General features: G+C 71.3%; 21 protein-coding genes. 14 read left to right on the top strand and 7 right to left on the bottom strand.

Annotated features, from left to right (window positions below; genetic code table 11):
- Positions 1–14 precede the first annotated feature (14 nt).
- A complete protein-coding gene (locus WH85_RS21785; RefSeq protein WP_045743792.1) occupies positions 15–560 on the top strand; it encodes a hypothetical protein in 546 nt (181 codons plus the stop codon).
- Positions 557–2,620 carry a sensor histidine kinase gene (locus WH85_RS47220; protein ID WP_052720632.1) on the top strand — a complete coding sequence of 688 codons (2,064 nt, stop codon included), beginning with the start codon at positions 557–559 and terminating at the stop codon, positions 2,618–2,620. The genes WH85_RS21785 and WH85_RS47220 overlap by 4 nt, the downstream gene beginning before the upstream one ends.
- Positions 2,621–3,924: 1,304 nt before the next feature.
- Here the strand turns inward: WH85_RS47220 and WH85_RS21775 are convergent.
- From WH85_RS21775 to WH85_RS21750, 6 genes are read right to left on the bottom strand one after another with little or no spacing between them, the layout of a single operon-like run.
- Positions 3,925–4,902: a Gfo/Idh/MocA family protein gene (locus WH85_RS21775; protein WP_045743791.1), complete on the bottom strand. Its 978-nt coding sequence runs from the start codon at positions 4,900–4,902 to the stop codon at positions 3,925–3,927.
- 10 nt (positions 4,903–4,912) lie between these two features.
- The gene (locus WH85_RS21770) at positions 4,913–5,716 is read right to left on the bottom strand and encodes a TolB family protein (protein WP_245674041.1); all 804 of its coding nucleotides are present in this window, start codon (positions 5,714–5,716) and stop codon (positions 4,913–4,915) included.
- Positions 5,717–5,772: 56 nt separating this feature from the next.
- A complete protein-coding gene (locus WH85_RS21765) occupies positions 5,773–6,807 on the bottom strand; it encodes a Gfo/Idh/MocA family protein (RefSeq protein WP_045743789.1) in 1,035 nt (344 codons plus the stop codon).
- A 43-nt stretch (positions 6,808–6,850) separates the two neighbouring features.
- Complete coding sequence (locus WH85_RS21760) at positions 6,851–7,741, bottom strand: sugar phosphate isomerase/epimerase family protein (RefSeq protein WP_045743847.1); 891 nt, start codon at positions 7,739–7,741, stop codon at positions 6,851–6,853.
- A 19-nt stretch (positions 7,742–7,760) separates the two neighbouring features.
- On the bottom strand, positions 7,761–8,672 hold the full coding sequence (locus tag WH85_RS21755; RefSeq protein WP_045743788.1) for a sugar phosphate isomerase/epimerase family protein: 912 nt from the start codon (positions 8,670–8,672) through the stop codon (positions 7,761–7,763).
- Complete coding sequence (locus tag WH85_RS21750) at positions 8,672–9,745, bottom strand: Gfo/Idh/MocA family protein (protein WP_045743787.1); 1,074 nt, start codon at positions 9,743–9,745, stop codon at positions 8,672–8,674. The genes WH85_RS21755 and WH85_RS21750 overlap by 1 nt, the downstream gene beginning before the upstream one ends.
- 118 nt (positions 9,746–9,863) lie before the next feature.
- Between WH85_RS21750 and WH85_RS21745 the strand changes: the two genes are divergently transcribed.
- From WH85_RS21745 to WH85_RS21730, 4 genes are read left to right on the top strand one after another with little or no spacing between them, the layout of a single operon-like run.
- Positions 9,864–11,090, top strand: a complete 1,227-nt coding sequence (locus WH85_RS21745; protein ID WP_045743786.1) for an ROK family protein — start codon at positions 9,864–9,866, stop codon at positions 11,088–11,090.
- 34 nt (positions 11,091–11,124) lie between these two features.
- The gene (locus tag WH85_RS21740) at positions 11,125–11,607 is read left to right on the top strand and encodes a helix-turn-helix domain-containing protein (protein ID WP_045743785.1); all 483 of its coding nucleotides are present in this window, start codon (positions 11,125–11,127) and stop codon (positions 11,605–11,607) included.
- Positions 11,604–12,473, top strand: coding sequence for a M23 family metallopeptidase (locus WH85_RS21735; protein ID WP_052720631.1), 870 nt, complete (start codon positions 11,604–11,606; stop codon positions 12,471–12,473). The genes WH85_RS21740 and WH85_RS21735 overlap by 4 nt, the downstream gene beginning before the upstream one ends.
- A gap of 33 nt (positions 12,474–12,506) precedes the next feature.
- The gene (locus tag WH85_RS21730) at positions 12,507–13,073 is read left to right on the top strand and encodes a hypothetical protein (protein ID WP_045743784.1); all 567 of its coding nucleotides are present in this window, start codon (positions 12,507–12,509) and stop codon (positions 13,071–13,073) included.
- 8 nt (positions 13,074–13,081) lie between these two features.
- On the opposite strand, the gene WH85_RS21725 is transcribed toward WH85_RS21730, so the two are convergent.
- On the bottom strand, positions 13,082–14,251 hold the full coding sequence (locus WH85_RS21725) for an aminotransferase class V-fold PLP-dependent enzyme (protein ID WP_045743783.1): 1,170 nt from the start codon (positions 14,249–14,251) through the stop codon (positions 13,082–13,084).
- 127 nt (positions 14,252–14,378) lie between these two features.
- Between WH85_RS21725 and WH85_RS21720 the strand changes: the two genes are divergently transcribed.
- The 8 genes from WH85_RS21720 to WH85_RS21685 all read left to right on the top strand — a co-directional run bounded on the left by WH85_RS21720 (position 14,379) and on the right by WH85_RS21685 (position 23,235).
- Complete coding sequence (locus tag WH85_RS21720; RefSeq protein ID WP_045743782.1) at positions 14,379–15,545, top strand: NAD(P)/FAD-dependent oxidoreductase; 1,167 nt, start codon at positions 14,379–14,381, stop codon at positions 15,543–15,545.
- Positions 15,542–15,796 carry a (2Fe-2S)-binding protein gene (locus WH85_RS21715; protein WP_245674040.1) on the top strand — a complete coding sequence of 85 codons (255 nt, stop codon included), beginning with the start codon at positions 15,542–15,544 and terminating at the stop codon, positions 15,794–15,796. The genes WH85_RS21720 and WH85_RS21715 overlap by 4 nt, the downstream gene beginning before the upstream one ends.
- Positions 15,789–17,207, top strand: coding sequence for an FAD-dependent oxidoreductase (locus tag WH85_RS21710; protein WP_045743781.1), 1,419 nt, complete (start codon positions 15,789–15,791; stop codon positions 17,205–17,207). Before WH85_RS21715 ends, WH85_RS21710 begins: the two co-directional genes overlap by 8 nt.
- A complete protein-coding gene (locus WH85_RS21705; RefSeq protein ID WP_045743780.1) occupies positions 17,204–18,133 on the top strand; it encodes a dihydrodipicolinate synthase family protein in 930 nt (309 codons plus the stop codon). The genes WH85_RS21710 and WH85_RS21705 overlap by 4 nt, the downstream gene beginning before the upstream one ends.
- 1 nt (position 18,134) lies before the next feature.
- On the top strand, positions 18,135–19,136 hold the full coding sequence (locus WH85_RS21700) for a proline racemase family protein (RefSeq protein WP_045743779.1): 1,002 nt from the start codon (positions 18,135–18,137) through the stop codon (positions 19,134–19,136).
- A gap of 10 nt (positions 19,137–19,146) precedes the next feature.
- A complete protein-coding gene (locus tag WH85_RS21695) occupies positions 19,147–20,517 on the top strand; it encodes an aldehyde dehydrogenase (NADP(+)) (protein WP_045743778.1) in 1,371 nt (456 codons plus the stop codon).
- Positions 20,518–20,583: 66 nt separating this feature from the next.
- Positions 20,584–21,252 (top strand): GntR family transcriptional regulator, encoded by a 669-nt coding sequence (locus WH85_RS21690; RefSeq protein ID WP_083449160.1) that lies wholly within the window; start codon positions 20,584–20,586, stop codon positions 21,250–21,252.
- Between the two features lie 288 nt (positions 21,253–21,540).
- Positions 21,541–23,235, top strand: a complete 1,695-nt coding sequence (locus WH85_RS21685; protein ID WP_052720629.1) for an ABC transporter substrate-binding protein — start codon at positions 21,541–21,543, stop codon at positions 23,233–23,235.

The raw sequence follows: 23,235 nt of genomic DNA, 5'->3' as shown, positions 1-23,235 counted from the left end.
GTTACGGTCCCAGGGTGGTCACACCGGAACAGGCCCGGCCCGCCCCGGAGATGGTGGACCTCGCCTCCTGGACAGTCGGCGACGCCACCGGTCTGAGCAGCATGCGGGCGTCCCTGTTCGAAGCGGTGACCGGGCAGGTCATGGCCTCCAGCTTCACCCTCGGCGGGGTGGCCGACCGGATGGTGCTGGTCGCCTCGGAACTCGCCACCCACATGCTGAGCAGCGGGACACCACCGGCCACCGTCCGCCTCTGCCGCGACGGCGCCGACTTCGTGCTGGACGTCGCCGCCGGTCAGTCACCACCCCCACCCACCACCGGTCCCACCGTCTGTGATGCGTGCGGTGCGGTCGGGGCGGACTTCGCGCCGGACATCGCCCACCGGGCCGTCCGGGAACCACCACGCCCCGAGCCCCCCGACGCCCCCGCCGAGAGCCGCCTCTGGCTCCGGCTCGCCCAGCGGCTCTCCACCCGGGTCGGCGCGTACACGACCGGCGACACCCGGCACGTGTGGGCCCTGTTCGAACCGGAACCCGCCACGGAGCAGGCCGGCCGCCCGTGACCCCACCCCTCGGCGCCACCGGCACCGTCGTCGACCATCGCACCCTCATCGCACCCGCCCGGCTGGCGGCCGTAGCCGGCGCCCGCGACAGCCTCCCCACCATGCCGGTGTCCCCGGACACCATCGCCCGGATGGCCGCCCGTCTGCTCGGCGCGCCGATGGCGGTCTGGTCCCTCGTCGACGGCGACACCGAGGAACCGCTCGGCACATACGGCGTACCCGAACGCTGGTTCGGCCCCGGCCCGCTGCCGCTGACCCGGCTCGTCGGCGCCACGGTCGTGTCGGCGAACCGCCCCCTGATCGTCGCCGACGCCGCCGGAACCCTGCCCGGCCACCCCCTGATCCGCGACCACGGCATCGGCGCACTGCTGGCGGTTCCGGTCCGCGACCGGACCGGCACCCCACTGGGATCGTTGACCGTGCTCGGCACCCGCCCCCACCCGTGGACCGACGCCGACCTGCGGATGCTCACCGAACTGGAAAGCCTCCGACAATCGGCGGAACGCCCGGACCACTCCGCCGAGGCGGCACTGCACCGGGTGGAACAATTCCGGGCCTGCCACCGCCGGGTGGACGCCGCGATGCGGGCAGGCGTGGCCACCACCCGCGCCGTGCCGGAGATGCTGGCCGCGGTCGGCGCCACCCTGGGCTGGCCGGCCGCGGAACTCTTCCTGGTCGACGAGGCAGCCGGCGAACTGTGGTCCGCCGGCAGCTGGAGCGCGGCCACCCCCGCGCCGGACGGGCTCTTCGACCACCGCCCGGTCCGCGGACGCGGGGCGACCGGGCGGGCCTGGGAAGACGGCGTACCCGTCTGGATCCCCCGACTGACCGAGATCATCGCCCGGGGTACGGCGTACGAGCGGGACCGCGCCCGGATCTGCCTCGGCCACGGCATCAGCACCGTCGTGGCGGTGCCGGTCCGGGACAGCCACGACGTGGTAGGTGTACTGACCTGCTACGCCGGGGCGGCGGAGAACGACGAAGACCTGCTGGTCGTACTCCTCGAAGGGGTCGCCGCACAGATCGGCGCCTTCGTGACGTTGCGCCGTGCGGAAAGCCTGTCCCGGGAACTGGCCCGCGTCCAGAACGACTTCGTCTCCCTGGTCAGCCACGAGATCCGCACCCCGCTGGCGGCCATCACGGCGCACGTCGGCATCCTCGCCGAGGACTCCGCCGACTTCGACCCGGACAGCCGCGTCCTGATCGAGGCGATGGCCCGCAACGTGGGAGAGTTGCACACCATCGTGGGTACGCTGCTGGACCTGGCCGGACTGGAATCGGGCCACCTGCCCCTGGCCGCCCAGCCCGTGGACCTCGCCACGCTGGTGACCACTGCCGCCGGGCAGGCCGGATCTTCTACCGCCGGGCAGGATGCGGTGGTGTCCGGTGGCGGTGGCGCGTCGGGGGAGCCGGCCCGCCTCTTCGTCGCAGTGTCGGGCGTGGCGTCGGGCGCGGGCGTGGTGTCGGGCGCGGGCGTGGTGTCGGGCGCGGTGGCGGGCATGGTGTCGGACTCGGCGTCTGGCGCGGTCTCGGGTGTGGCGTCAGGCGTGGAATCGGGTGTGGCGTCGGGTGTGGTCTCGGGCGTGGAATCGGGTGCGGTCTCGGGTGCGGTCTCGGGCGCGGGGGAGACCGGCCGGCTGGCCGTCGCGACGCCGGGCACGAGGGCCGGCCGACTGGTCGTCGCGGCCGGGCCGGACATGGTGGTGGTCGGGGACGAGCGACGGCTACGGCAGGTGATCGACCAGTTGCTCGCCAACGCGATCCGTTACAACCGTCCCGGAGGCAGCGTCCGCCTGACCCTGACCGGCGACCGCGATGCCGTGGAGTTGCAGGTCAGCGACGAGGGCATCGGCATACCGGCGGCCGAGCGGGACCGGGTCTTCGACCGTTTCTTCCGAGGCGGCGCTGTCCGTCACCAGGGGGTCGAGGGCTCCGGCCTGGGCCTGAGCATCGTCCGCACGATAGTACGGCTGCACAACGGAACCATCACCTTCCACGACAACCAGCCGGCCGGCACCCGAGTGGTGGTCCGCATCCCACGAGGCCCTGCCTCTCAATAACCGCCCGAGGCACCCCAGCACTCAACAACACCCCCCCCGCCGAACCCGGTAACCGTCTGCGGCAGCGTTCAGTAACCGCCTGCGGTAGCGTTCAGTAACGGTATCGGCAGCGTCCAGTAACGGAGTGTGTCAGCGTTGAGGCAGCATCGAGTAACGGCATGCGGTAGCTTCGAGTAACTCCATGCATCACGTCCAGTAATGGCTTGTGTCAGCGTTGAGTAACGGCCCCGTCCGAGTGGAGTCCAGCAACCGCCCGCGGCGGCACTCAGCAACCGTCCTGTAGGTACCCGATCTCCGCCCCGATCTCCGCCCCGGTCACCGCCCAGCTGGCACTCGATGATCGATCGCCAACGCAGAACCCGGTGATCATTTCGGCGGCACCCGTTGATCGCCCCGGCGGAGCCCGGCAATGGTCGTAGCTCCTTCAGTGACGGCGGTGACCGCACCCGATCAAGGCACCGGGAGCACCTACAACCCCAAATGAGACGGTGCCAGCCCCAAAACCGCGCTCGGGTGCGCCCACCCATCTGCCGGGCGGTGGCAGCACCCGATCAAGGCATCGGGGGTACCCGCCGTCCCCAAAGTGCCGGTGACCGCACCCAGTGCCTTGATCGGGTGCGCCAGCCACGAAGAACGGAGGTGACCGCACCCGATCAAGGGATCGGGAACGGTCACCGTCTCGAAGGGGATGGTGACGATCCGCGAAACCTTGATCGGGTGCGGGTGCCGTCCTGGCGGGCGGTGGGCTCACCCAGTTCGCTGTCGGGTGCGCCCGCCTCCTCAAAGTGCTGGTGGCCGCACCCGATCAAGGCGTTGGGGGTGCCTACCATCCTCAAAGTGCTGGTGGGCGTCCCCGAAACCTTGATCGGGTGCGGGTGCCGTCTTGGCGGGTGGTGTTGGTACCCAATGTGGTGATCGGGTGCGGGTGGTGTTGGCACCCAGTGTGGTGATCGGGCGCGGGCGCCGTCGCGGTGGGTGGTGGGTGCGCCCGGTTCGCTTTCGGGTGCGGTCGCCGTCTTCGAGGTGCTGGTGGGTGCACCCGGTGTCTTGATCGGGTGGGGTTGCCGTCCTGGCGAGGGAGTCACTGCACCCGATCATGGTTTTGGGGGCGGCTGCCGGCGGGGTGAGTGGTAGGTGCACCCGATGACGCTTCGGGTGTGTTCGCCAGCCCGGAGGCGGTGATGGGGACACCCGTTCACGGGACCGGGTGTGGGTGCCGTCTTGCGGGAGGGCCCGAGGGGCCTGCGTCGCTGGCAGGACCGTGTCGGGCTACCGGGGGCACGGTGGGGCGTGACTGGCGGGGGCTACTGGCGGAGCGGGAGTCCCGCGGCCTGGTAGATGTCGTCTATCAGGGACATCGTGGTCACCGAGTCGGAGGGTGGGGTCAAGTTTGCGGGGGAGCCGTTGACCGCGGCGGCGAAAGCCCGCAACTGATGCGTGTAGGAGGAGGGGCCGGTGAACTTCTCGTGGACGCGGCGGCCCGCCAAGGTCAGCGTGAAGCGGTGGAACAGGTGGGGCAGGATGTAGTTGTCGACTACGAGGGAACCGCGGTCGCCCAGGACCCGCGCCCTCATGCTCAGGATCGTTGTCGACCATATCGAGGTGCGGATCAGGCCGGTTGCGCCGTCGCCCAGGTCGAGACGGGCGTCCATCGCCCGGTCGATGCGGGGTTCGGACCTCAGGGTGCGGGCGCGGGCGCCTGTCACCCGGGGTGTGTTCGGGGAGAGCAGGCGCAGGCAGTGGACGGCGTAGCAGCCCGCGTCCATGAGGGCGCCGCCGGCCAGCCCGTAGTCGTAGCGGATGTCGGAGAACGACGGCAGCGGGAAGCACATCGACGTTTCGACGCGGCGGATCCGGCCCAGTTCGCCGCCGTGCACGATCGCGGCCATCCGGGCGGCCAGCGGGTGGTAGCGGTAGTGGAATGCTTCCATCACGACCAGCCCGCTGTCGGTTGCCGCGGCGGCGACCGCGCGGGCTTGGGCGGCGTTCGCGGTGGACGGCTTTTCGACCAGTACGTGTTTGCCGGCCGACAGCGCGGCGAGGGTCCACCGCGCGTGCCGGCCGTTCGGCAGTGGGATGTAGACGGCGTCCAGGGTGTCGTCGGCGAGCAGGTCGTCGTAGGTTTCGTGGATGATCGGGATGCCGTTTTTCCCGGCGAACGCGGTGGCTCTCATGCGCAGGCGGGCGGCGATCGCGGCTACTTCGACGCCGGGGACGTCCCGGGCCGGGCGGATCAGGGCGGCTGGGGCGATGCGGGCCGCGCCCAGCACACCGATCCTCATGGTGACGATCCTACGACTGCGGGTAGTCGACGTAGGCGAACCGCGCGCCGTCCGGCGACCAACTGTTGACGTTGATGGTGCCTTGACCGCCCGGGAGGGTGACCAGGGTGCGCGGGTGGCGCCAGTCGCCGCGGGTGACGAGGCGTAGTTCGACGGTCAGGTCGGCCGGGTGTCCCCGGGTGCCGGGCGGGTAGCTGAGGTAGACGACCGCGTCTCCGGCCGGCGGCAGGTGCGGGAACCAGTTGACCCGGTCGTCGGTGGTCAACTGTTCGAGGCCGGTGCCGTCGGGGTGGATCCGGGCGATCTGCGCGTTCGGCGAGAATCGTTCGGTGTTGAAGTAGATCCAGTCGCCGTCGGGGGAGTATTCGGGTCCGTCGTCCGGGCCCGGTCCGGTGGTCAGCGGCGTGTTGCCGGTGCCGTCGGCGCCGATCGTCCACAGCGTGCCGGAGGACCAGGCGCCGGGGGTGAGCCCGACGTAGGCGAGGGTCGTCCCGTCGGGGCTGATCCCGTGCAGGAAGTGCATCCACTGCGAGGCACTGGTGATCTTTGTGGCGGCGCCGCCGGTCAGGGGTGCCCGGTAGAGGTGGCCGTCGTTGGCGGACAGGAACACGTCGTCGCCGTAGACCACGTGGTCGTTGTTCAGTTCCGGCACGTCCGGCAGCGGGATCTGCCGGGGCGGCGCGGATCCGTCGGCGGGCAGGTTCCAGAGCAGGCCGTCACCGTTGACGATCAGGTCCCCGCTCGGCGTCCAGTTCGGGGCCTCGAAAAGCACGGTGCTGCTCGTGTGCAGGATCTTCTGAAGTCCGGTGCTCATCTCGTACGAGATGACTCGGCATTCCTGGCCGGCGGCGAGTGTGCGGGCGTGACCCATCATCGTGCTCCGATCTGTCGGCGGGCTTCGTCGATGGTCGCGAGGATGCTGACGGTCTCGTCGTGGGTGTGCAGGGGGGATTCCTGCCGTCCCTCGCCGACATACCGGGCGAGCGCGGTGGCCTCCCAGCTCAGCCCGCCGAAGAACGTGATGCCGGTCGGGTCGGTCCAGGTGATCGTCTCGGCGAGGTAGTCGTTGGGGGCGAGCCTGAACCCGCCGGGCACGTGGAACGGGGTGGCGATCTCGATGCGGGCCTCGGAGCCGGCGATCAGGGCTGCCGCCGGTGTCCGGGTCTGCAGGGACGTCGTCAGTACCGACGGTTCACCGGTGCCGTGGTCGGCGAGCAGGATGGCGTGTGCGTCCACGCCGGTGCTGGTGAGACCGCCGGACGTGACGAACGATCGCGGGGTGCCGCGCACCATCGAGTCCAGCTGGATCGGATAGATGCCCATGTCGAGCAGCGCCCCGCCGCCCAGGTCCGGGCGGAACAGCCGTCCGTGCGGGTCCGGGGCGACGGCCTGTCCGAGGTCGGCGTGCACGGTACGGATGTCGCCGAGCACCCCGTCCCGCAGGAGTTCCCCGATCACCAGGGCCTGCGGCTGGTAGCGGCTCCACATCGCCTCCATCAGGAACACCCCGGCGGCGCGGGCCGCCGCGACGAGGGTCCGCGCGTCGGCGGCGCTGGTGGCGAGCGGCTTCTCCATCAGCACGTGCTTGCCGGCCGCGATGGCGCGCAGTCCCTGGGCGAGGTGTTCCCCGGGCGGCGACGCCACGTAGACGACGTCGACGCCCGGGTCCTCGATGAGCGCGTCCTCGGTGCCGTGGGCGCGGTCGATGCCGTGCTGCCCGGCGAACTGCCGGGCCCGTTCGTCGCTGCGGGAGCCGACGGCGGCCACCTTCTGCGCGGTGTGCGCCTGGACGGCATGGGCGAATTCGCCGGCGATCCAGCCGGTGCCGAGGATGCCCCAGCGCAGGACGGGTTCACCCTGTCCGGGCCGGAAGAGGACGGGTTCGGGTAGTGATGCGGGCAGCACAGCGGCTCCTAGGGTCTGTGTCGACGTGCCGGGCGGGCGGTGCTCATCCGCGGACGGCGCAGAACGGCTGGGCGGTCAGCCAGTCCCAGGACGCCCGGGTGCTCTCCACCGGCGTGGCCAGGTGCGGCACGTCGACCTCGAGGATCGTCCAGCCGGACCAGTCCGCGGGCAGGGCGGCGAACACCGCGGCGAAGTCGATCGAGCCGCGGCCGGGTTCGATCCAGACGTGATGCTTCAGGGTGGCCGACATGTAGTCGGCGCCGCTCTCCAGCGCCGCCGCGCGTCCGGCCGGGTCGACGTCCTTGACGTGCAGGGCGATGATCCGGTCGGCGTAGTCGGCGATCACCGTCTCCGGGGTGGCGCCGGCCCAGCGCAGGTGGCCGGTGTCCGGGCCGAAACCGAGCGGGCTGCCGGCCGTGGCGTCCAGCACCGCGCGGGTCTCCTCCTCGGTCTCCACCAGCGAGCCGACGTGCGGGTGCAGGCCGTACCGGACACCGATCGCGGCCGCGGCCTCGGTGGCGGCAGCCATGCCCTCGGCGATGATCGCGCTGATCTGCGGGTCGCTGCCGGCGCCGACGGCGGGCGCGGCGATCCGCTCCGGGATCAGGTCGTTGGCGATGAACGCGGTGTCCAGTCCGAGCGCCGTGTGCGCCTCGGCGTGCTTGCGGATGCCCTCGACCGCGGCGGCGTGCTGCCGGCGGTCGTGGAAGGCGGCGGAGAAGTAGCCGGGGGCGAAGCCCATGCCGGCTTCGTCGAAGTAGGTGCGGTACTCCGCGGTCGGCATCCCCTCGGGGATCTCCACGGTCATCGACCGGAAGCCGACACCGCGCACGTCACGCAGCGCCGTCCGGATCACGTCGGGGTTCAGCAGGTAACCCATGTCGCCGAGGATCCAGGGCAACGGGTTGACGCCCAGCCGGGAAATGGTGGCCATCGGTTTCTCCAAAGGGGTGTCAAGCGACGAGTAGGGGGCGAAGCGTGCGGTAGGCGACCTCGAGTCCGGTTTCGATCTTCGGTTCGGTGCCGCCCCAGACGGGGTCCTCGTGCTCCACGGAGAGCACGCCGTCGAAGCCGCCCTCGTAGAGCGTGTCGACGACGCGGACCCAGTCGACCTGGCCGAGGCCGGGCACCCGGTACCGCCACCAGCCGGTGTCCCACGGGTCCTCGCGGACGACGGCCTTGCCGGGCCAGCCGTACCGGTTGCGTTTCTCCGGGAACAGCTGGATGTCCTTGGCCTGGGCGTGCGCGACCCTGTGCACGTACGGGCGCAGCGCCTCGACCGGGTCGATGCCCATCCACACCAGGTGCGACGGGTCGTAGTTGAGGTAAAGGCCGATCGAGAACATCCACTCCCAGAGCTCCGGGGAGTACGCGAGGTTGCCGGGGTATCCGTCCGGGTGCCAGCCCTCCATCACGCAGTTCTCGATGACGAGCTTGACGCCCCGCTCGCCGGCCCGGTCGACCAGCGGGGCGAACACCCGCTCGGCCTCGCGCAGGTTCTCGGCGACGCTCTGCCCGGGGTGCCGTCCGACGAACGTGCCGACGGTCGGCACGCCCAGCTCGGCCGCGGCGTCGATCAGTTTCAGCACGTGGGCGTTGACCGCGGCCCGCTCGTCCGGGTCCGGATGCAGGTTGTTGTCGTAGAACGCCAGCGACGACAGGGTCAGCCCGTGTCCCGCGAACAGATCTTTGATCTCATCGGTACGCAGCGCGTCCGGGTCGACGTGGGTGGCGGTGAACGGGCGGTCGCCCAGGTTCGGCCAGGCCGCCACCTCGAGGGCCTCGTACCCGTGTCCGGCCGCCCAGCTCACGATGTCGGAGAGCGTCCGGTCCGGCAGGCACGCGGTCAGGAATCCGAGCTTCATCAGGGGACCTCCACCCAGTTGCCGGTCTTCGCGGCGTCCAGCACCGCGTTGGTGATCGTCGCGGCGCGCAGGCCGTCGGTGAACGTCGGCAGGCCGTCGACCGCCTCGCCGCGGACCGCGCGGTGCACGTCGCCGACGAACGCGGTGAAACAGTCCTGGTAGCCCATCGGGTGCCCGACCGGGATCGGGTTGTACGGGGCGGCGTCCGGGTGGGACGCCTCGGCGCCTCGCGGAACGATCCTGCTCTCGGCACGGCCCCCGACCCACAGGGAATCCGGATTCTCCTGGTCGAACTGCAGGGACGCGGTGTCGCCCTCGACGGAGAACCACAGCCGGTTCTTGCGGCCGGGGGAGACCTGGCTGATCACGGCCGAGCCGAGGACTCCCCGGTCCGTCTCGAACATCAGCGTGCCGCCGTCCTCGGTGAGCACCGGACCGCCCGGGCGGTCGATGGTGAACAGCTTCGCGGTGAGCCGGGCGATCCGCTGGCCGGTGACGAACTCGATCAGGTCGCACCAGTGCACCCCGATGTCGCCGAACGCCCGCGAGCTGCCGCTGGTCGCCGGGTCCACCCGCCAGTTGCTCTCCTGCGGGCGGGACAGCCAGTCCTGCAGGTAGGTGCCGTGCAGCAGGCGCAGGTCGCCGGCCTCGCCGTGGGCCACCCGGGCCCGGGCGTCGCGGACCGCGCCGTAGAAGCGGTAGACGAACGGGACCGCGGCGACCACGCCGGCCGCGCCGGCCTGCTGTTCCAGTGCCGCGGCCGAGCCGAGGTCCATGGCCAGCGGCTTCTCGCAGATCACGTGCTTGCCGGCGGCGATCACCGCGGCGGCGATCTCGGCGTGCAGGTGGTTGGGGGTGCAGACGTGCACGATGTCGACCGCGGGGTCGTCCAGGACCTCGCGCCAGTCGGTGACGCCGCGGTCGGCGGCCAGCCGGCCGGCGGCGCTGCTCGCGGTCGCGGCGTCCCGGGTGACCACCGCGACCAGGTCACCGCCGGCGGCGCGGACGGCCCGGGCGTGGATCTCACCGATCATGCCGATGCCCACGATCGCTGATCCGAGTCGTCGTTTCATGGCACTCTCCGAACTCTGTTTCCGGCTCGTTTCGCTCCGATGCGGCAAACTTATGTGCGCGCGATCCCTAAGTCAATGCTCTGGGAACCTGAAGTGGGAGGTGGGGAACAATGGGGGAGTGTCCGTTCTCGATCCCCGCTTGACGACGCTCTCCGCGGTCCTCGACCTGGTACGCACGGGACGGGCCGCGACCCGCCCCGAACTGGAGACACTCACCGGGCTCGGCCGCAAACTGGTCGCCCAGCGGGTCGGCGAACTGATCGAGGCCGGGCTGCTCCGCGAGGACTCGTTCGGGCCCTCCACCGGCGGCCGGGCGCCGCGCCGGTTGCGGTTCGCGGCGGACGCCGGGTGCCTGCTGGTCGCCCACTACGGCGCGACCGGCGTCGGCGTCGGCATCGCCGATCTGTCCGGCGCCGTCGTCGATCTGGTGCACCGCGACCACCACATCGCCGACGGCCCCGAACCGGCCCTGGCCCTGGCCGTGGATCTCTGGGAGATGCTCCTCGAGCGCCGTGCGCAGAAGCCGCCGGTCTGGGGCGTGGGCATCGGGGTGCCCGGGCCGGTCGAGTTCTCCACCGCCCGCCCGGTGTCGCCGCCGATCATGCCGGGCTGGCACGAGTTCGACATCCGCGACCGCGTCCACCAGCGCTTCGAGGTGCCGGTCTGGGTCGACAACGACGTGAACGCGATGGCCCTGGGCGAGTTGCGGGCCGGCGAGGCCCGCGGCGTCCAGGACTTCCTCTACCTCAAGATCGGATCCGGTATCGGCGCCGGCCTGGTCTCCCGGGGAAGCCTGCACCGCGGGGCTCAGGGCGTGGCCGGCGACGTCGGGCACACCGCCACTCGCGAGCAGCGCGGCGTGATCTGCCGCTGCGGCAAGACCGACTGTCTGGAGGCGGTGGCCGGCGGCGCGGCCCTGATCGCCTCGGCGGGCAGGAGCGGCATCCTCGCCCGGCGCCTCGCGGAGAGGGGGCGGCTCGCCGTCGACGACCTGCGCTACGCGGCCGAGCACGGCGACCCGGAGATCATCGCCCTGCTCACCCGGTCCGGCCGCCTCGTCGGCGAGATGCTGGCCAGCGTGGTCAACCTGTTCAACCCGTCCCTGGTGATCGTCGGCGGGCACGTGGCCGAGGTGGGTGACGCCCTCCTGGCCGGGGTGCGCCAGACCGTCTACGAGCGGTCGCTTCCCCTGGCCACCCGTGACCTGCGGATCGTCCGCTCCATGCACAGCGACGTGGTCGGCGTGACCGGCTCCGCCTTCACCGCCATCGACGAACTGTTCGCCCCGGCCGCCCTGAGCCAGTGGATGGACCGGGGCTCCCCGGCGGGTCTGCGCTCGCTCTGATTTCGCCTTTACGTAATTACGTTATGGTGGGTGGATGAGCGATGACGACCGTCTCGCCGCGCTCGAAGCACGCGTGGCAGCCCTCGAGAAGAAACGCCAGCCCGCCGCGGACCCCGACACCTTCTGGGCACTCGAAGGACTCATCGAGCGGGTCGGCGACCCCGGCGCGGTGATGATCACCGGGCATGCCACCCTGCCCGACGGCCGCGTCGCCCGGTGGCAGGAGGGCGCCGCCGTCGCCGAACTCCTCGACTCCGACTGGTCGCCGCACGCCGCCGTGCTCGCCGCCCTCGCCCACCCGGCCCGGATCGGACTGCTCGCCCGGGTGCTCCAGGGCGCCTGCACCGCCCAGGAGCTGGTGCGGATCGACGGCATGGGCACCAGCGGCCAAGTCTATCACCACCTGCGCCAGCTCGTCGCCGCCGGCTGGCTGCACACCGTCGGCGGGGGACGTTACGAGGTGCCGGTCGCCCGCGTCATCCCCCTGCTCACCACGATCCTGGGAGCCCGCCGATGAAACGCGCCATCGCCCGCCTGCAGACCTGGTGGCTGCGGCTGTTCGTCCTGACCGTCGTCGCCACGATCGTTCTGGACGTGCCCCGGCCGTACGACCTGATGGCGGCCGCCGTCCCGTTCGTGCTCGCCTTCGTCCGCGCGCCCCGGTCTGAGCGCCCGCCGGTCGACCTCGCACCGCCCGTCCGGGGCCGCTGGGTGGCGATCAACAGCCCCGGCTCGGCCGTCCCGAGCCATGGCGTCAAGGCCTACGGGCAGATGTACGCGGTCGACCTCCTCCAGCCGTCCGCCGACGCCCCGGCGAAGGTCGGCTGGTCGGTGCGTACCCAGGCGCCGGAGACCTTCGCGTGTTTCGGCGAGCCGGTGCACGCCATGGCGCCGGGCGCCGTGGTCCACGCGTCGGGGACCCAGCGCGACCACCGCAGCCGCGACACCTGGCCCACCCTGCTCTGGATGATGATCGTCGAGGCGTTCGTCCGCGAGTTGGGCGGCGCCGCCCGCATCCTCGGCAACCACGTGATCGTCGAGCATGCGGACGGCACCTGTGCGGCCTACGCCCACCTGCGCCGGGGCTCGGTCCGGGTGCGCGCCGGCGACCGGGTGGCCGCCGGCGAGCAGCTGGCCGAGGTGGGCAACACCGGCAACACCTCCGAACCGCACCTGCACGTGCAGTTGATGGACGACCCGCGGCCGGTGGCGGCGGCCGGCGTCCCGATGCGCTGGCCGGACCTCACCGTCGACGACGGCGAGACCGATCCGCGCTGGTCCACCGGTGATCCGAAACCCACCGCCATGTCCGGCTTCCCCCGTAACGGCCAGCTCTTCGACGCCGGAACAAGCCGTTGCCACCCCGGCCCCGAGGTGCCATAGTCCACTCAAGACGCCGTACGGGGGAGCTGATCGATGAGTGCTGACGTGCCACCACGTGTCCAGGCCCGGGCCACGGAACTCGGTTTCGATCCGCTGGTGGCCCGGATCCGCCACCCCAACGGCGGCGTCTACGCGGCCATCTACGCCGGCTATCTCCTGTTCGCCGTCGGCCTGGTGCTGGCCGGCGTCGCGGGGCTGGTCACCGGCAACAGCCGCCTCGACGATCCGGGTTTCTGGCTGGTCTCCGCCCCGATCCTGGTGCTCAGCGCCGCGGCGGCCGTCTGGCTCTACCGCGGCATGGTCGGCTCGGTCACCCGGCGTGCCTTCTACCTCTACCCGCAGGGCTATCTGTACGTCGCCCCCTCCGGCCGGGTGGCCCGCGAGAGCCGGTGGGACGGCGTCGCGATGATCGAGGGCATGGAGGGGGTCGCACTCCAGGTGCAGGTCGCCGGGCGCCGCACGGTGTTCGTGATCAAGCACTTCAGTGGGCGGTCGATCCGGTTCACCGAGCGGCACGGGCGGGAGGTGCTCGGCCCGATGGCGTACGAGTTGCGCCAGGCGGCCGCGGCGGCCAGCCGGGACAGTGGGACCGTGCTCTGACTCGTACCCTATGAAAGGTCTCTGCTCCAGGCGGTGAGGGCGGGGACGCAGCGCTCGGCGAACGACTCGTAGTCGGCCGGGGTGTTGTAGGCGTGGGCCGAGAGCCGCAGATAGCCCTGTCCGCCGAAGGTGGAGAAGGCGCACTCGGCGTTCAGCTCGTCCAGGACGCGGGCGCGCAGGGCGTCGGGAGCGCCCGGTGCCGCGCCCAGCGAACCCGGGAGGCGGATCAGGCGCATCGGCCCGGTCGGCATGCCGACGTCGACGGCGTGGTCCTCACCGGTGATCGCGGTGAACGCGGATGCCACCAGCGCGGCGGCGTCCGATGCCACCTTTTCCGTGTATTTCCGGACCTGATCCCAGCCCCAGAGTCCCTCGATCTCCGCCAGCGCGCGCGGAGCCACCAACTGGGCCGTGGCGTCCAGCGTGCCCTGGGTGTCGAAACGGGACGGGAACGGCTCCGGCGAACCCCACGAGTCGATCGTCGGGAAGAGGTCTCGACCGTCCTTCGTGACCAGGACCGCGGCGCCGGGCGGGGCGCAGGCGAACTTGTGCAGGTTGCCCACCCAGTAGTCGCAGTCCAGCCCGTCGAGGGGCCGGTCGATCAGGGCCGGCACGTGGGCGCCGTCGACCAGGACCGGGATGCCCCGCTCGCGGGCGGCGGCGCTGATCGCGGCGACCGGCAGGAAACGGGCGGTCGGCGAGGTGACGTGGTCGATCACCACGAGGGCGGTCCGTGCGGTGAACCTGTCGATCACCGCCGCGGCGGCCTCCTCGGGGCCGGCGGCCAGTGGGACGCGTGCCCGCCGCAGCGGCCCCCGCCGTTCGGCGCCCATCACGACCGCGCCGTACCCGTGGTCGGTCACCAGGATCTCGCCGCCCGTGGGGAGGTTCAGGCTCTGGAAGACCGCGCTCGCCCCCGCGCTGGCGTTCGGCACCAGGGCCAGCGTCCCGGCCGGGACGCCGAGGAAGCCGGCGATCGGGGTACGCGCGGATGCCACCCGGGACGGCAGGCCGGCGAACCAGCGGACCGGGGCCGCGTTCATCTCGGCGCGCAGGGCGTCCTGGGCGGCGAGCACGCGGGCCGGTGCGGCGCCGAACGAACCGTGGTTGAGGTGCAGGAGGTCGTCGCTGAGGGGCCAGGCGGCGCGGGCCGGACGCCCGTCGGGAAGAAGAAGCACGGTGAAATGTTACAGGCAGGCTACCGACGTGAGTTGATTGCACCCTTTGTCCAGGTAAAAGACCGAACTTGCCGCGAGTGGCCGCGAACTATTCCCTGCCGGTGAAAGCATGTGACATAGTACAGCGGTGTTCACCACTCCTCAGGTTCTCATCGTCGGGGCCGGCATCGTCGGCGCGGCGATCGCCCGGGTCATGGCCCGGGCCGACTGCGACGTCGTCGTGGTCGACCGGGGTGCCACCGCGGGCGGCACGTCCGCGAGCGGGGAGGGCAACATCCTCGTCTCCGACAAGGGGCCGGGCGCCGAGCTGCGCCTGACCCAGCGCTCCCTGCGGTCCTGGGAGACGATCCGGGCCGAGCTGCACCACGAGCTTCCCGGCGACTTCCCCGGTCTGGAGCTCGACTATAAGGGCGGCCTGGTGGTGGCCACCACCGACGCCGGCGCGAAGGCCCTGCTGGAGTTCGCCGAGACCCAGCGCGACGCCGGCGTGATCGCCGAGGTCGTCGACGACGCCCGGGCCCACGAGCTGGAGCCCGACCTGACCCGTGACCTCACCGCCGCCGTCTTCTATCCCGAGGACGCCCAGGTCCAGCCGGTGATCGCCACCGAGGCGCTGCTGGCCGCGGCCCGCCACCACGGCGCGCGGATCCGCCAGCAGGTCGAGGTCACCGGCGGCATCGTCGAGAAGGGACGCCTGGTCGGCGTCGAGACCACCGCCGGACCGCTGCGCGCCGACCTGGTGATCGTGGCCGCCGGTCCCTGGTCGGGTGCGGTCGCCGAGCGGCTCGGGGTCAGTCTGCCGGTCCGGCCGCGCCGCGGCACCGTCCTGGTCACCTCGCGGATGCCGCACCGGATCCACCGCAAGGTCTACGACGCCGACTACGTGGGCGCGGTCGGCTCCGGCTCGGCGGACCTGCAGGTCTCCAGCGTCGTCGAGTCCACCGCGGCCGGCACCGTCCTGATCGGCTCGTCCCGCGAGCGCCGCGGGTTCGACGAGCGGATCGAGGCGCGGGTGCTCGGCGCCCTGGCGTCCAAGGCGCTGCTGCTCTTCCCCTTCCTGGCCGACGCCCAGGTGATGCGGGCGTACGGGGGGTTCCGCCCGTTCGTGCCGGACCACCTGCCGATCATCGGGCCGGACCCGCGGCTGCCCGGCCTGTGGCACGCTACCGGGCACGAGGGCGCCGGCATCGGCCTGAGTCTGGCGACGGCCCACCTGCTGGCCGAGCTGATCTTCGAATCCACTGAGGGCAACGAGTTCCGGCTGGACCGGCCCGGCCTGGAGGGGGAGCTGTGAGCATCCACGTGAACGTGGCCGGGGAGCAGGTCGAGGCGCAGGTGGGCCAGACCGTCGCCGGCGTGCTGATGTCCGGGGGCCGGGTCTCCTGGCGGACCAGCCGCAGCGGGCAGCCGCGCGGGGTGTTCTGCGGCATCGGCGTCTGCTTCGACTGCCTGGTCGTGGTCAACGACCTGCGGGACGTCCGCGCCTGCCAGCGCCGTGTCGTGGACGGCGACCGGATCGAGTTCCAGGAGGACGACCATGCCTGAGGGCTCGGCGACAACGGTCGTGGTGATCGGTGGCGGGCCGGCCGGGATGGCCGCGACCCTCGCCGCGCGTCGCCGGGGTGCCCGGGTCGTCCTGATCGAGGCCGGTGACGACGTCGGCGGGCAGTACTGGCGGCACCTGCCGGAGACTCGCGCCACCGCCGACGAGCACACGTTCCACCACGGCTGGGAGAGGTTCCGGACCATGCGGTCCGCGATCGTGACCGACCCCGAGGTGGAGTTGATCCTCAACGGGCACGTCTGGTCGGTGGATCGCCGCGACGGGCGCCCGCCGCTGGTGCACGTGATGATCGGCGCGGCCGACGGTCGACGCCGCCAGGCGCGAACGTTCGACCCCTCGTCCCTGGTCATCGCCACCGGGGCGCACGAGCGGACCCTGCCGTTCCCCGGCTGGGATCTGCCCGGCGTGTTCACCGCGGGCGCGGCCCAGGCCCTGGCCAAGGGCGAGCGGGTCGCGGTCGGCACGAACGTGCTGGTCGCCGGGGCGGGCCCCTTCCTGCTGCCGGTGGTGTCCAGCCTGCTGAAGGTCGGTGCGACGGTGGCCGGCGTGGTCGAGGCGGCCGGCTGGCCGCAGATCACCCGCGGTTGGGGCGCTCGTCCCTGGCGGTTGGCGAAAGCGAGCGCCAAAGGTGTCGAGCTAAAGGGATATATCGCCGAGATGGCGAAAAATCGGATTCCTTACACCGTGGGGTCCGCCGTGATCGCCGCGCACGGCATCGACCGTGTGGAAGAGGTCGTTGTCGCGCGGCTGACCCCCGACTGGTCCCCGATCCCCGGCACCGAGAAGACGATCACCGTGGACGCCGTCTGCGTCAGCCACGGCTTCGTCCCCCGGACCGAACTGGCGATCACCGCCGGCTGTGCCCTCGACAAGGACACGGTGAAAACTGATCAGAACCAGCGGACCACCGTGCCCGGAGTGTTCACCGCCGGCGAACTGACCGGCATCGGCGGCGTCGACCTGGCGCTCGCCGAGGGCGAGATCGCCGGAGCCGTGGCCGCCGGTGGCGCACCCCCGCCCGCCGCCGTCCGGAGACGGAAGACCTTCCGGGAGTTCGCCGGCCGGCTGGACGCCGCGCACGGCATCCGTCCCGGGTGGCAGACCTGGGTGGACGACACCACGCTGGTCTGCCGCTGCGAGGACGTCACCGCCGGAGAGCTCCGCGACACCGCCCGGATGACCGGGTCCCGCGGACTGCGCTCCCTCAAACTCACCACCCGCGCGGGCCTGGGCATCTGCCAGGGCCGCACCTGCGGACGCGCCGTCGAGGAGATCCTCGCGGCGGCCGTGGGACCGGACGGCCTGCTCGACGCCGGCCGGACCGCACATCGCCCCCTCGCGGTTCCCCTCAGACTGGGGGAACTCGCCACCACCGGAGAGGACGCCGGATGAGCCCCGAGCCCACCGATCTTCGCGGAGTCATCGTCGCCACCGCGCTGCCCTACAAGGAGAACCCGTCCGCGCCGGCCGGTCTCGAGGTCGACTACGACAAGTTCGCCGAACACTGCGACTGGCTGATCAGCAACGGCTGCCGCGGCGTCGGTCCGAACGGCTCGCTCGGCGAGTACTCGTCGCTGACCGATGCGGAGCGCCGCAAGGTCATCCAGGTCGCCGTGGAGACGGTCGCCGGCCGGGGCGTCGTCGTCGCCGGTGTGCACGGTCCGGGCTGGCACCAGGCCAAGCACTGGGCCGAACTGGCCGCCGAGGACGGTGCGGACGGTCTGCTCGCGCTGCCGCCGACGATGTACCGGGCGAGCAACACCCAGGTCGTCGAGCACTACGCGAAGCTCAGCGAGGTCGGCCTGCCGATCATGATCTACAACAACCCGATCGACACCAAGGTCGACCTGGTGCCCGAGTTGGTCGCCGAGATCGCCCAGCTGCCGAACATCTCCGCGATCAAGGAGTTCAGCGGCGACGTCCGCCGGCTCTTCGAGATCAAGGAGAAGTGCGACATCGACGTCGTCGCGGGCGCCGACGACGTGCTGTTCGAGCTGATGGCCGACGGTGCGGTCGGCTGGTTCGCCGGTTTCCCGAACGTCTTCCCCCGCGAGTCGGTGGAGATCTACGAGCACATGCTGGCCGGCCGGTTCGTCGAGGCCCGCGAGCTGTACAAGCACCTGGTCGCGGTGTTCCGCTGGGACTCCCGGGTCGAGTTCGTGCAGGCCATCAAGCTGAGCATGGACATCGTCGGCCGGTACGGCGGCCCGTGCCGTCCACCGCGCGGACCGCTGACGCCGGAGCACACCGCCCAGGTCACCGCGGACACCGAGCGGGCGGTCGCCGCTCTCGAGGCGTACCGAGCGGTGGCGGTCTGACATGCGGGCGGCGCGGCTGTTCTCCGCCGTCGACTCGCACACCGAGGGGATGCCGACGCGGGTCGTGACCGGCGGTTTCGGCGTCATCCCCGGGGCGACCATGAACGAGAAGCGGCTGCACTTCATCGAGCACCTGGATCATCTGCGCCGCCTGCTCGTCACCGAACCCCGCGGGCACGCGGCGATGAGCGGGGCGATCCTGCAGCCGCCGACACGCCCGGACGCCGACTTCGGCGTGCTCTACATCGAGGTGTCCGGGCTGCTGCCGATGTGCGGGCACGGCACCATCGGGGTGGCCACCGTGCTGGTGGAGACCGGCATGGTCGAGGTGGTCGAGCCGGTCACCACGATCCGGCTGGACACCCCGGCCGGCCTGGTGATCGCCAAGGTCGCGGTCACCGACGGGCACGCCGACAGCGTCACGCTGGAGAACGTCCCGTCGTACTGCGAGCGCCTCGACGTGACCGTGGACGTGCCCGGGTACGGCACCGTCCCGTACAGCCTGGCCTTCGGCGGGAACTTCTACGCCATGGTCGAGCTGGACGCGCTCGGCCTGCCGTTCGACCGGTCCCACCAGGACGAGATCCTCAAGGCCGGTCTGGCGATCATGGACGCGATCAACACGACCGCGCCGCCGAAGCACCCGAGCATCGACGGCGTGGACCAGTGCCACCACGTCGAGTTCCTCGCACCCGGTTCGGACGCCACGCTGTCCCGGCACGCGATGGCGATCCACCCGGGCTGGTTCGACCGTTCGCCGTGCGGCACCGGCACCTCGGCGCGGATGGCCGAGCTGCACGCCCGCGGTGAGCTGCCGCTCGGCGTGGATTTCGTCAACGAGTCCTTCATCGGCAGCCGGTTCACCGGCCGGCTGGTGGGGGAGACCACCGTGGGCGACATCCCGGCGGTGCTGCCCACCATCACCGGCCGGGCGTGGATCACCGGGATCGGGCAGTACATGCTTGATCCGACCGATCCGTACCCGGCGGGTTTCGAGTTCTGAAGGAGTCCTCATGACGATCGCGGCTGCGCACGCCGCCCGTGTCCCGATGCGCCGGTCCACCCCGGAGCAGCGGGCGGACTGGCTGGAAGCGGTGGCGGCGGCGCTGGACGCCGCGGCCGAGGAGCTGATCGGCATCGCGGCGGGGGAGACCCACCTGCCGCTGCCGCGGCTGACCGGCGAGCTCAAGCGGACCACCTTCCAGGCGCGCCTGTTCGCGCAGGGCCTGCGGTCCGGCGAGCTTCTTCCGGTACGCGTGGACCCGGCCGACCCGGACTGGGGCATGGGCCCGCGTCCCGACCTGCGCCGGACCGTCGTGCCGATCGGTCCCGTGCTGATCTTCGCGGCGAGCAACTTCCCGTTCGCGTTCAGCGTGTTCGGCGGTGACACCGTCTCGGCGCTGGCCGCGGGCTGCCCGGTGGTGGTCAAGGCCCACCCCGGCCACCCGCTGCTCTCGCGTCGCACGGCTTCGCTCGTGACCGGGGCGCTTGTCGAGGCGGGCGCTCCGGCGGGCGCGTTCGCGCTGATCGAGGGCGTGGAGGCGTCCCTCGACGCGCTGCGCGACCCGCGGATCAAGGCGGTCGGTTTCACCGGTTCGACCAAGGGCGGCCGGGCGCTGTTCGACATCGCCGCGGCCCGTCCCGAGCCGATCCCGTTCTACGGCGAGCTGGGCAGCGTCAACCCGGTGGTGGTCACCCCGGCCGCGTGGGCCGAGCGGGGTGCCGCGGTGGCCGAGGGCTGGGTCGGGTCGCTCACCCTGGGCGCCGGGCAGTTCTGCACCAACCCGGGCGTGGTGCTGGTGCCGGACCCGGAGGGCTTCCTCAAGGCGGTCGACCTGCCGGTTCCCGGCCGGATGCTCACCCCGGGCATCGAGGAGGGCTTCGCCTCGGCGGTGGTCCAGGTCGGTTCCCATGCCGGGGTACGGGTGGCGGCCGAAGGTCCCGCCAACGACCAGGGTGTGCGGTCCACCGTGCTGAGCGTGGACGCCGGCGACGTGATCGCCGACCCGGGAGTGCTGGACGTCGAGATGTTCGGCCCGGCCGGGCTGGTGGTCGGTTACGCGTCCCAGGACGAGTTGCTGGCGGTGCTGCGGCAGGTGCCCGGCCAGCTCACCGGCACGATCCAGGGCCACACCTCGGGCGACGACCCGGTGGCGGTGGAGGCGGCCGACGTGCTCGCCGAGACGGCCGGCCGGATCGTCTGGAACGACTGGCCGACCGGGGTGACGGTGTCCGGCGCGCAGCAGCACGGCGGTCCGTACCCGGCGAGCACCTCGCCGGCGTCGACGTCGGTCGGGCTGGCCGCGATCACCCGGTGGCAGCGGCCGGTCGCGTTCCAGGGCGCGCCGGATTCGGTCCTGCCGCCGGAGTTGCGGAACCACTGAGTGCCGTACTCTGTGGTCCCTGAACGCTTCTGCGCAGTGTGACATTTTATAGAGGAGGGGTCGCCGGTGAGTTCGTCGGTCATCGGGCCGGTCGATGTGGGCGTGAGCCTGCGGGGCACCGTCGAGGATGCGGTCGCGGCCGCGATCGTCTCCGGCGAGCTCGCGCCGGGCACCCTGGTGACCGCGCCGACGCTTGCCGCGCGGTTCGGCGTGTCCGCCACGCCGGTCCGCGAGGCCATGCTCAACCTGCAGAAACGCGGGTTCGTCGACGTGGTGCGCAACAAGGGTTTCCGGGTCACCGACGTCAGTGAACAGGACCTGTGGGAGATCGTGCGGATCCGGCAACAGCTGGAGAGCCCGCCGATGCGCGAGATCGCCCGCACCCTGCAGCCGGAGCAGGCCGCCGAGCTGCGGGTCAAGGCGCAGGTCATCGTGGACGCCGCGGCGGCCGCCGACCTGTCCGGATATCTGGCGGCGGACCTGGACTTCCACCTGCGCCTGCTCGAGCTGCACGGCAACCGCCGGCTGGTCGAGCTGGTCAGGGACCTGCGTCAGCAGACCCGGATGATCGGGCTGGCCGACATGATCGGCACGGCCGAGCTGGCCCGGTCGGCGGCCGAGCACCACAGCCTGATCGACCTGCTCGAAGCGCGGGACGGCCGGGGTGCGGAAACACTGATGAACGCGCATATCGGGCACGTCCTGGGCTGGTGGAGCGGTCGCGCCGAGGACTGAAAGAGCTGCTCACAAGGCCGGTCACCAGCGTGGTGACCGGCCTTTTCGCTGCCCCGGCATGTCCGCGCCGAAGAAATATGATCTCCAGTTTGTAAAAAGTTGCTCGGGACCTTTCCCATGCGATGTGTGACATACTACTGTTCCCTCAAGTGACCGGGGTCGCAATGAACCGGCACTGCCGCAGGTCGGCGATATGACCGCCGCGGACGGTCCGACCCCGCATGGTGCGCACACCGTTCGCCGTCACGGCGAACGCCTGACTGCGCCCTCTGAGGAAGGCAGAACCTCTTGAAACGAACCACACCCCGGATGGCCCTGGCTGGGCTGACCGTTTCCGTTCTCGCCCTGCAGGCATGTTCCGGCGGCGGCTCCGCCTCCACCAGCAGCAGCTCGGCCGGTGGCACCGCGGTGAAGGGCGGCACGGTCACCGTCCTGCAGAACACCGACTTCTCCTACCTCGACCCGGCCCGCGGCTTCGACGGCGGCGTCAACGCCTTCTACCGGCTGGTCTACCGCACGCTGATCACCAAGGCCGCGAACGACGCCGCCGACCCCAACGCCATGGTCCCCGACCTGGCGCAGAGCCTCGGCGAGGTGTCGGCGGACGGGCTGACCTGGACGTACAAGCTCAAGGCAGGCGTCAAGTTCGACACCGGCGCGGCGATCACGTCCCAGGACGTCAAGTTCGGCATCAGCCGCGAGTGGGACCCGGAGATCGGCATCGGCGCGCCGTACCTGCGGCAGCTGCTCGCCGCCCCGGACACCTACCAGGGCCCGTACAAGTCCGGCGAGAACCCGGCCATCGAGACGCCGGACGACACGACGATCGTCTTCAAGCTCAAGGCGCCGTTCCCGGAGTTCGACGCGGTGCTCTCGATGCCGAGCGCGGTGCCGTTCCCGGTCGGCACCGGCGCGGGCAACGAGTTCATCAACGACATCGTCTCGTCCGGCCCGTACGACCTGGACACCTTCACCCCAGGCAGCGCGATCAAGCTCAAGCGCAACCCGAACTGGGACGCCGCCACGGACACCGAGCGCAAGGCGTACCCCGACGCCTGGAATTTCGCCATCGGCATCGACGGCGCGACCATCGACGAGCGGCTGATCGCCGGCCAGGGCGCCGACGTCAACGCCCTCGCCGGCTCGGTGCAGACCGCCACCATCGCCCGGCTGCAGACCCCGCAACTGGCGGACCGCGTGGTCAAGGCGCCGTCCACCTGTCTGACCTACGTCGGCCTGAACACCACCAAGAAGAACCTGAGCGACGTCCGGGTCCGTCAGGCGATCAACCTGGCGGCCGACAAGACCACGCTGCTCAACGCGACCGGCGGCACCCAGTTCGCCACCATCGCCTCGACGATCATCCCGTCGAACGTCTCCGGGCACGCCGACTACGACCTGTACCCGAGCACCGGCAACACCGGTGACATCGAGAAGGCCAAGGCGCTGCTCACCGAGGCCGGTGTGCCGAACGGCTTCACGATGACCCTGGACATCCGCAACCGCCCGGCGGCCCAGGCCCAGGGCGAGGCGCTGCAGCAGAGCCTCAAGCGGGTCGGCATCGACGTGAAGCTCAACGTCATCGACGCGGCCACCTACTACGAGACGATCGGCACCCCGTCGCAGCAGAACGACGCCGCGATCACCGGCTGGTGCCCGGACTGGGCGTCCAGCGCCTCGACGTTCCTGCCGCCGCTGTTCGACGGCCGGCAGATCACCGCGAAGGGCAACCAGAACCTCGCCCAGCTCAACGACGCCACGGTCAACGCCGAGATCGACCGGATCAAGGCGCTCACCGACCTGACCGAGGCCAACAAGGCCTGGGGCGAGCTGGACAAGAAGATCATGGAGCTGGCGCCGATCGTCCCGGTCAACGTCGAGAACCGGATCTACCTGCCCGGGTCGAACATCGCCGGCCTGGTGGCGCCGCAGGGCGACCAGGACTACGGCATCGTCGGTCTCAAGGACGCGTCGAAGGGCTGA

This window comes from Actinoplanes rectilineatus (assembly GCF_000962825.1).
GTDB lineage: Bacteria > Actinomycetota > Actinomycetes > Mycobacteriales > Micromonosporaceae > Actinoplanes > Actinoplanes rectilineatus.
The sequence above is the reverse complement of the archived record's forward strand: the minus strand, read 5'-3'. Positions and strand labels throughout refer to the sequence as shown.

What these genes read in the sequence shown, in the direction of transcription:
- WH85_RS21775 (WP_045743791.1), bottom strand. Translation starts at nt 4,902, where the DNA reads ATGAGGATCGGTGTGCTGGGCGCGGCCCGCATCGCCCCAGCCGCCCTG.
- WH85_RS21770 (WP_245674041.1), bottom strand. Translation starts at nt 5,716, where the DNA reads ATGAGCACCGGACTTCAGAAGATCCTGCACACGAGCAGCACCGTGCTT.
- WH85_RS21760 (WP_045743847.1), bottom strand. Translation starts at nt 7,741, where the DNA reads ATGGCCACCATTTCCCGGCTGGGCGTCAACCCGTTGCCCTGGATCCTC.
- WH85_RS21755 (WP_045743788.1), bottom strand. Translation starts at nt 8,672, where the DNA reads ATGAAGCTCGGATTCCTGACCGCGTGCCTGCCGGACCGGACGCTCTCC.
- WH85_RS21750 (WP_045743787.1), bottom strand. Translation starts at nt 9,745, where the DNA reads ATGAAACGACGACTCGGATCAGCGATCGTGGGCATCGGCATGATCGGT.
- WH85_RS21740 (WP_045743785.1), top strand. Translation starts at nt 11,125, where the DNA reads ATGAGCGATGACGACCGTCTCGCCGCGCTCGAAGCACGCGTGGCAGCC.
- WH85_RS21735 (WP_052720631.1), top strand. Translation starts at nt 11,604, where the DNA reads ATGAAACGCGCCATCGCCCGCCTGCAGACCTGGTGGCTGCGGCTGTTC.
- WH85_RS21730 (WP_045743784.1), top strand. Translation starts at nt 12,507, where the DNA reads ATGAGTGCTGACGTGCCACCACGTGTCCAGGCCCGGGCCACGGAACTC.
- WH85_RS21710 (WP_045743781.1), top strand. Translation starts at nt 15,789, where the DNA reads ATGCCTGAGGGCTCGGCGACAACGGTCGTGGTGATCGGTGGCGGGCCG.
- WH85_RS21705 (WP_045743780.1), top strand. Translation starts at nt 17,204, where the DNA reads ATGAGCCCCGAGCCCACCGATCTTCGCGGAGTCATCGTCGCCACCGCG.
- WH85_RS21700 (WP_045743779.1), top strand. Translation starts at nt 18,135, where the DNA reads ATGCGGGCGGCGCGGCTGTTCTCCGCCGTCGACTCGCACACCGAGGGG.
- WH85_RS21695 (WP_045743778.1), top strand. Translation starts at nt 19,147, where the DNA reads ATGACGATCGCGGCTGCGCACGCCGCCCGTGTCCCGATGCGCCGGTCC.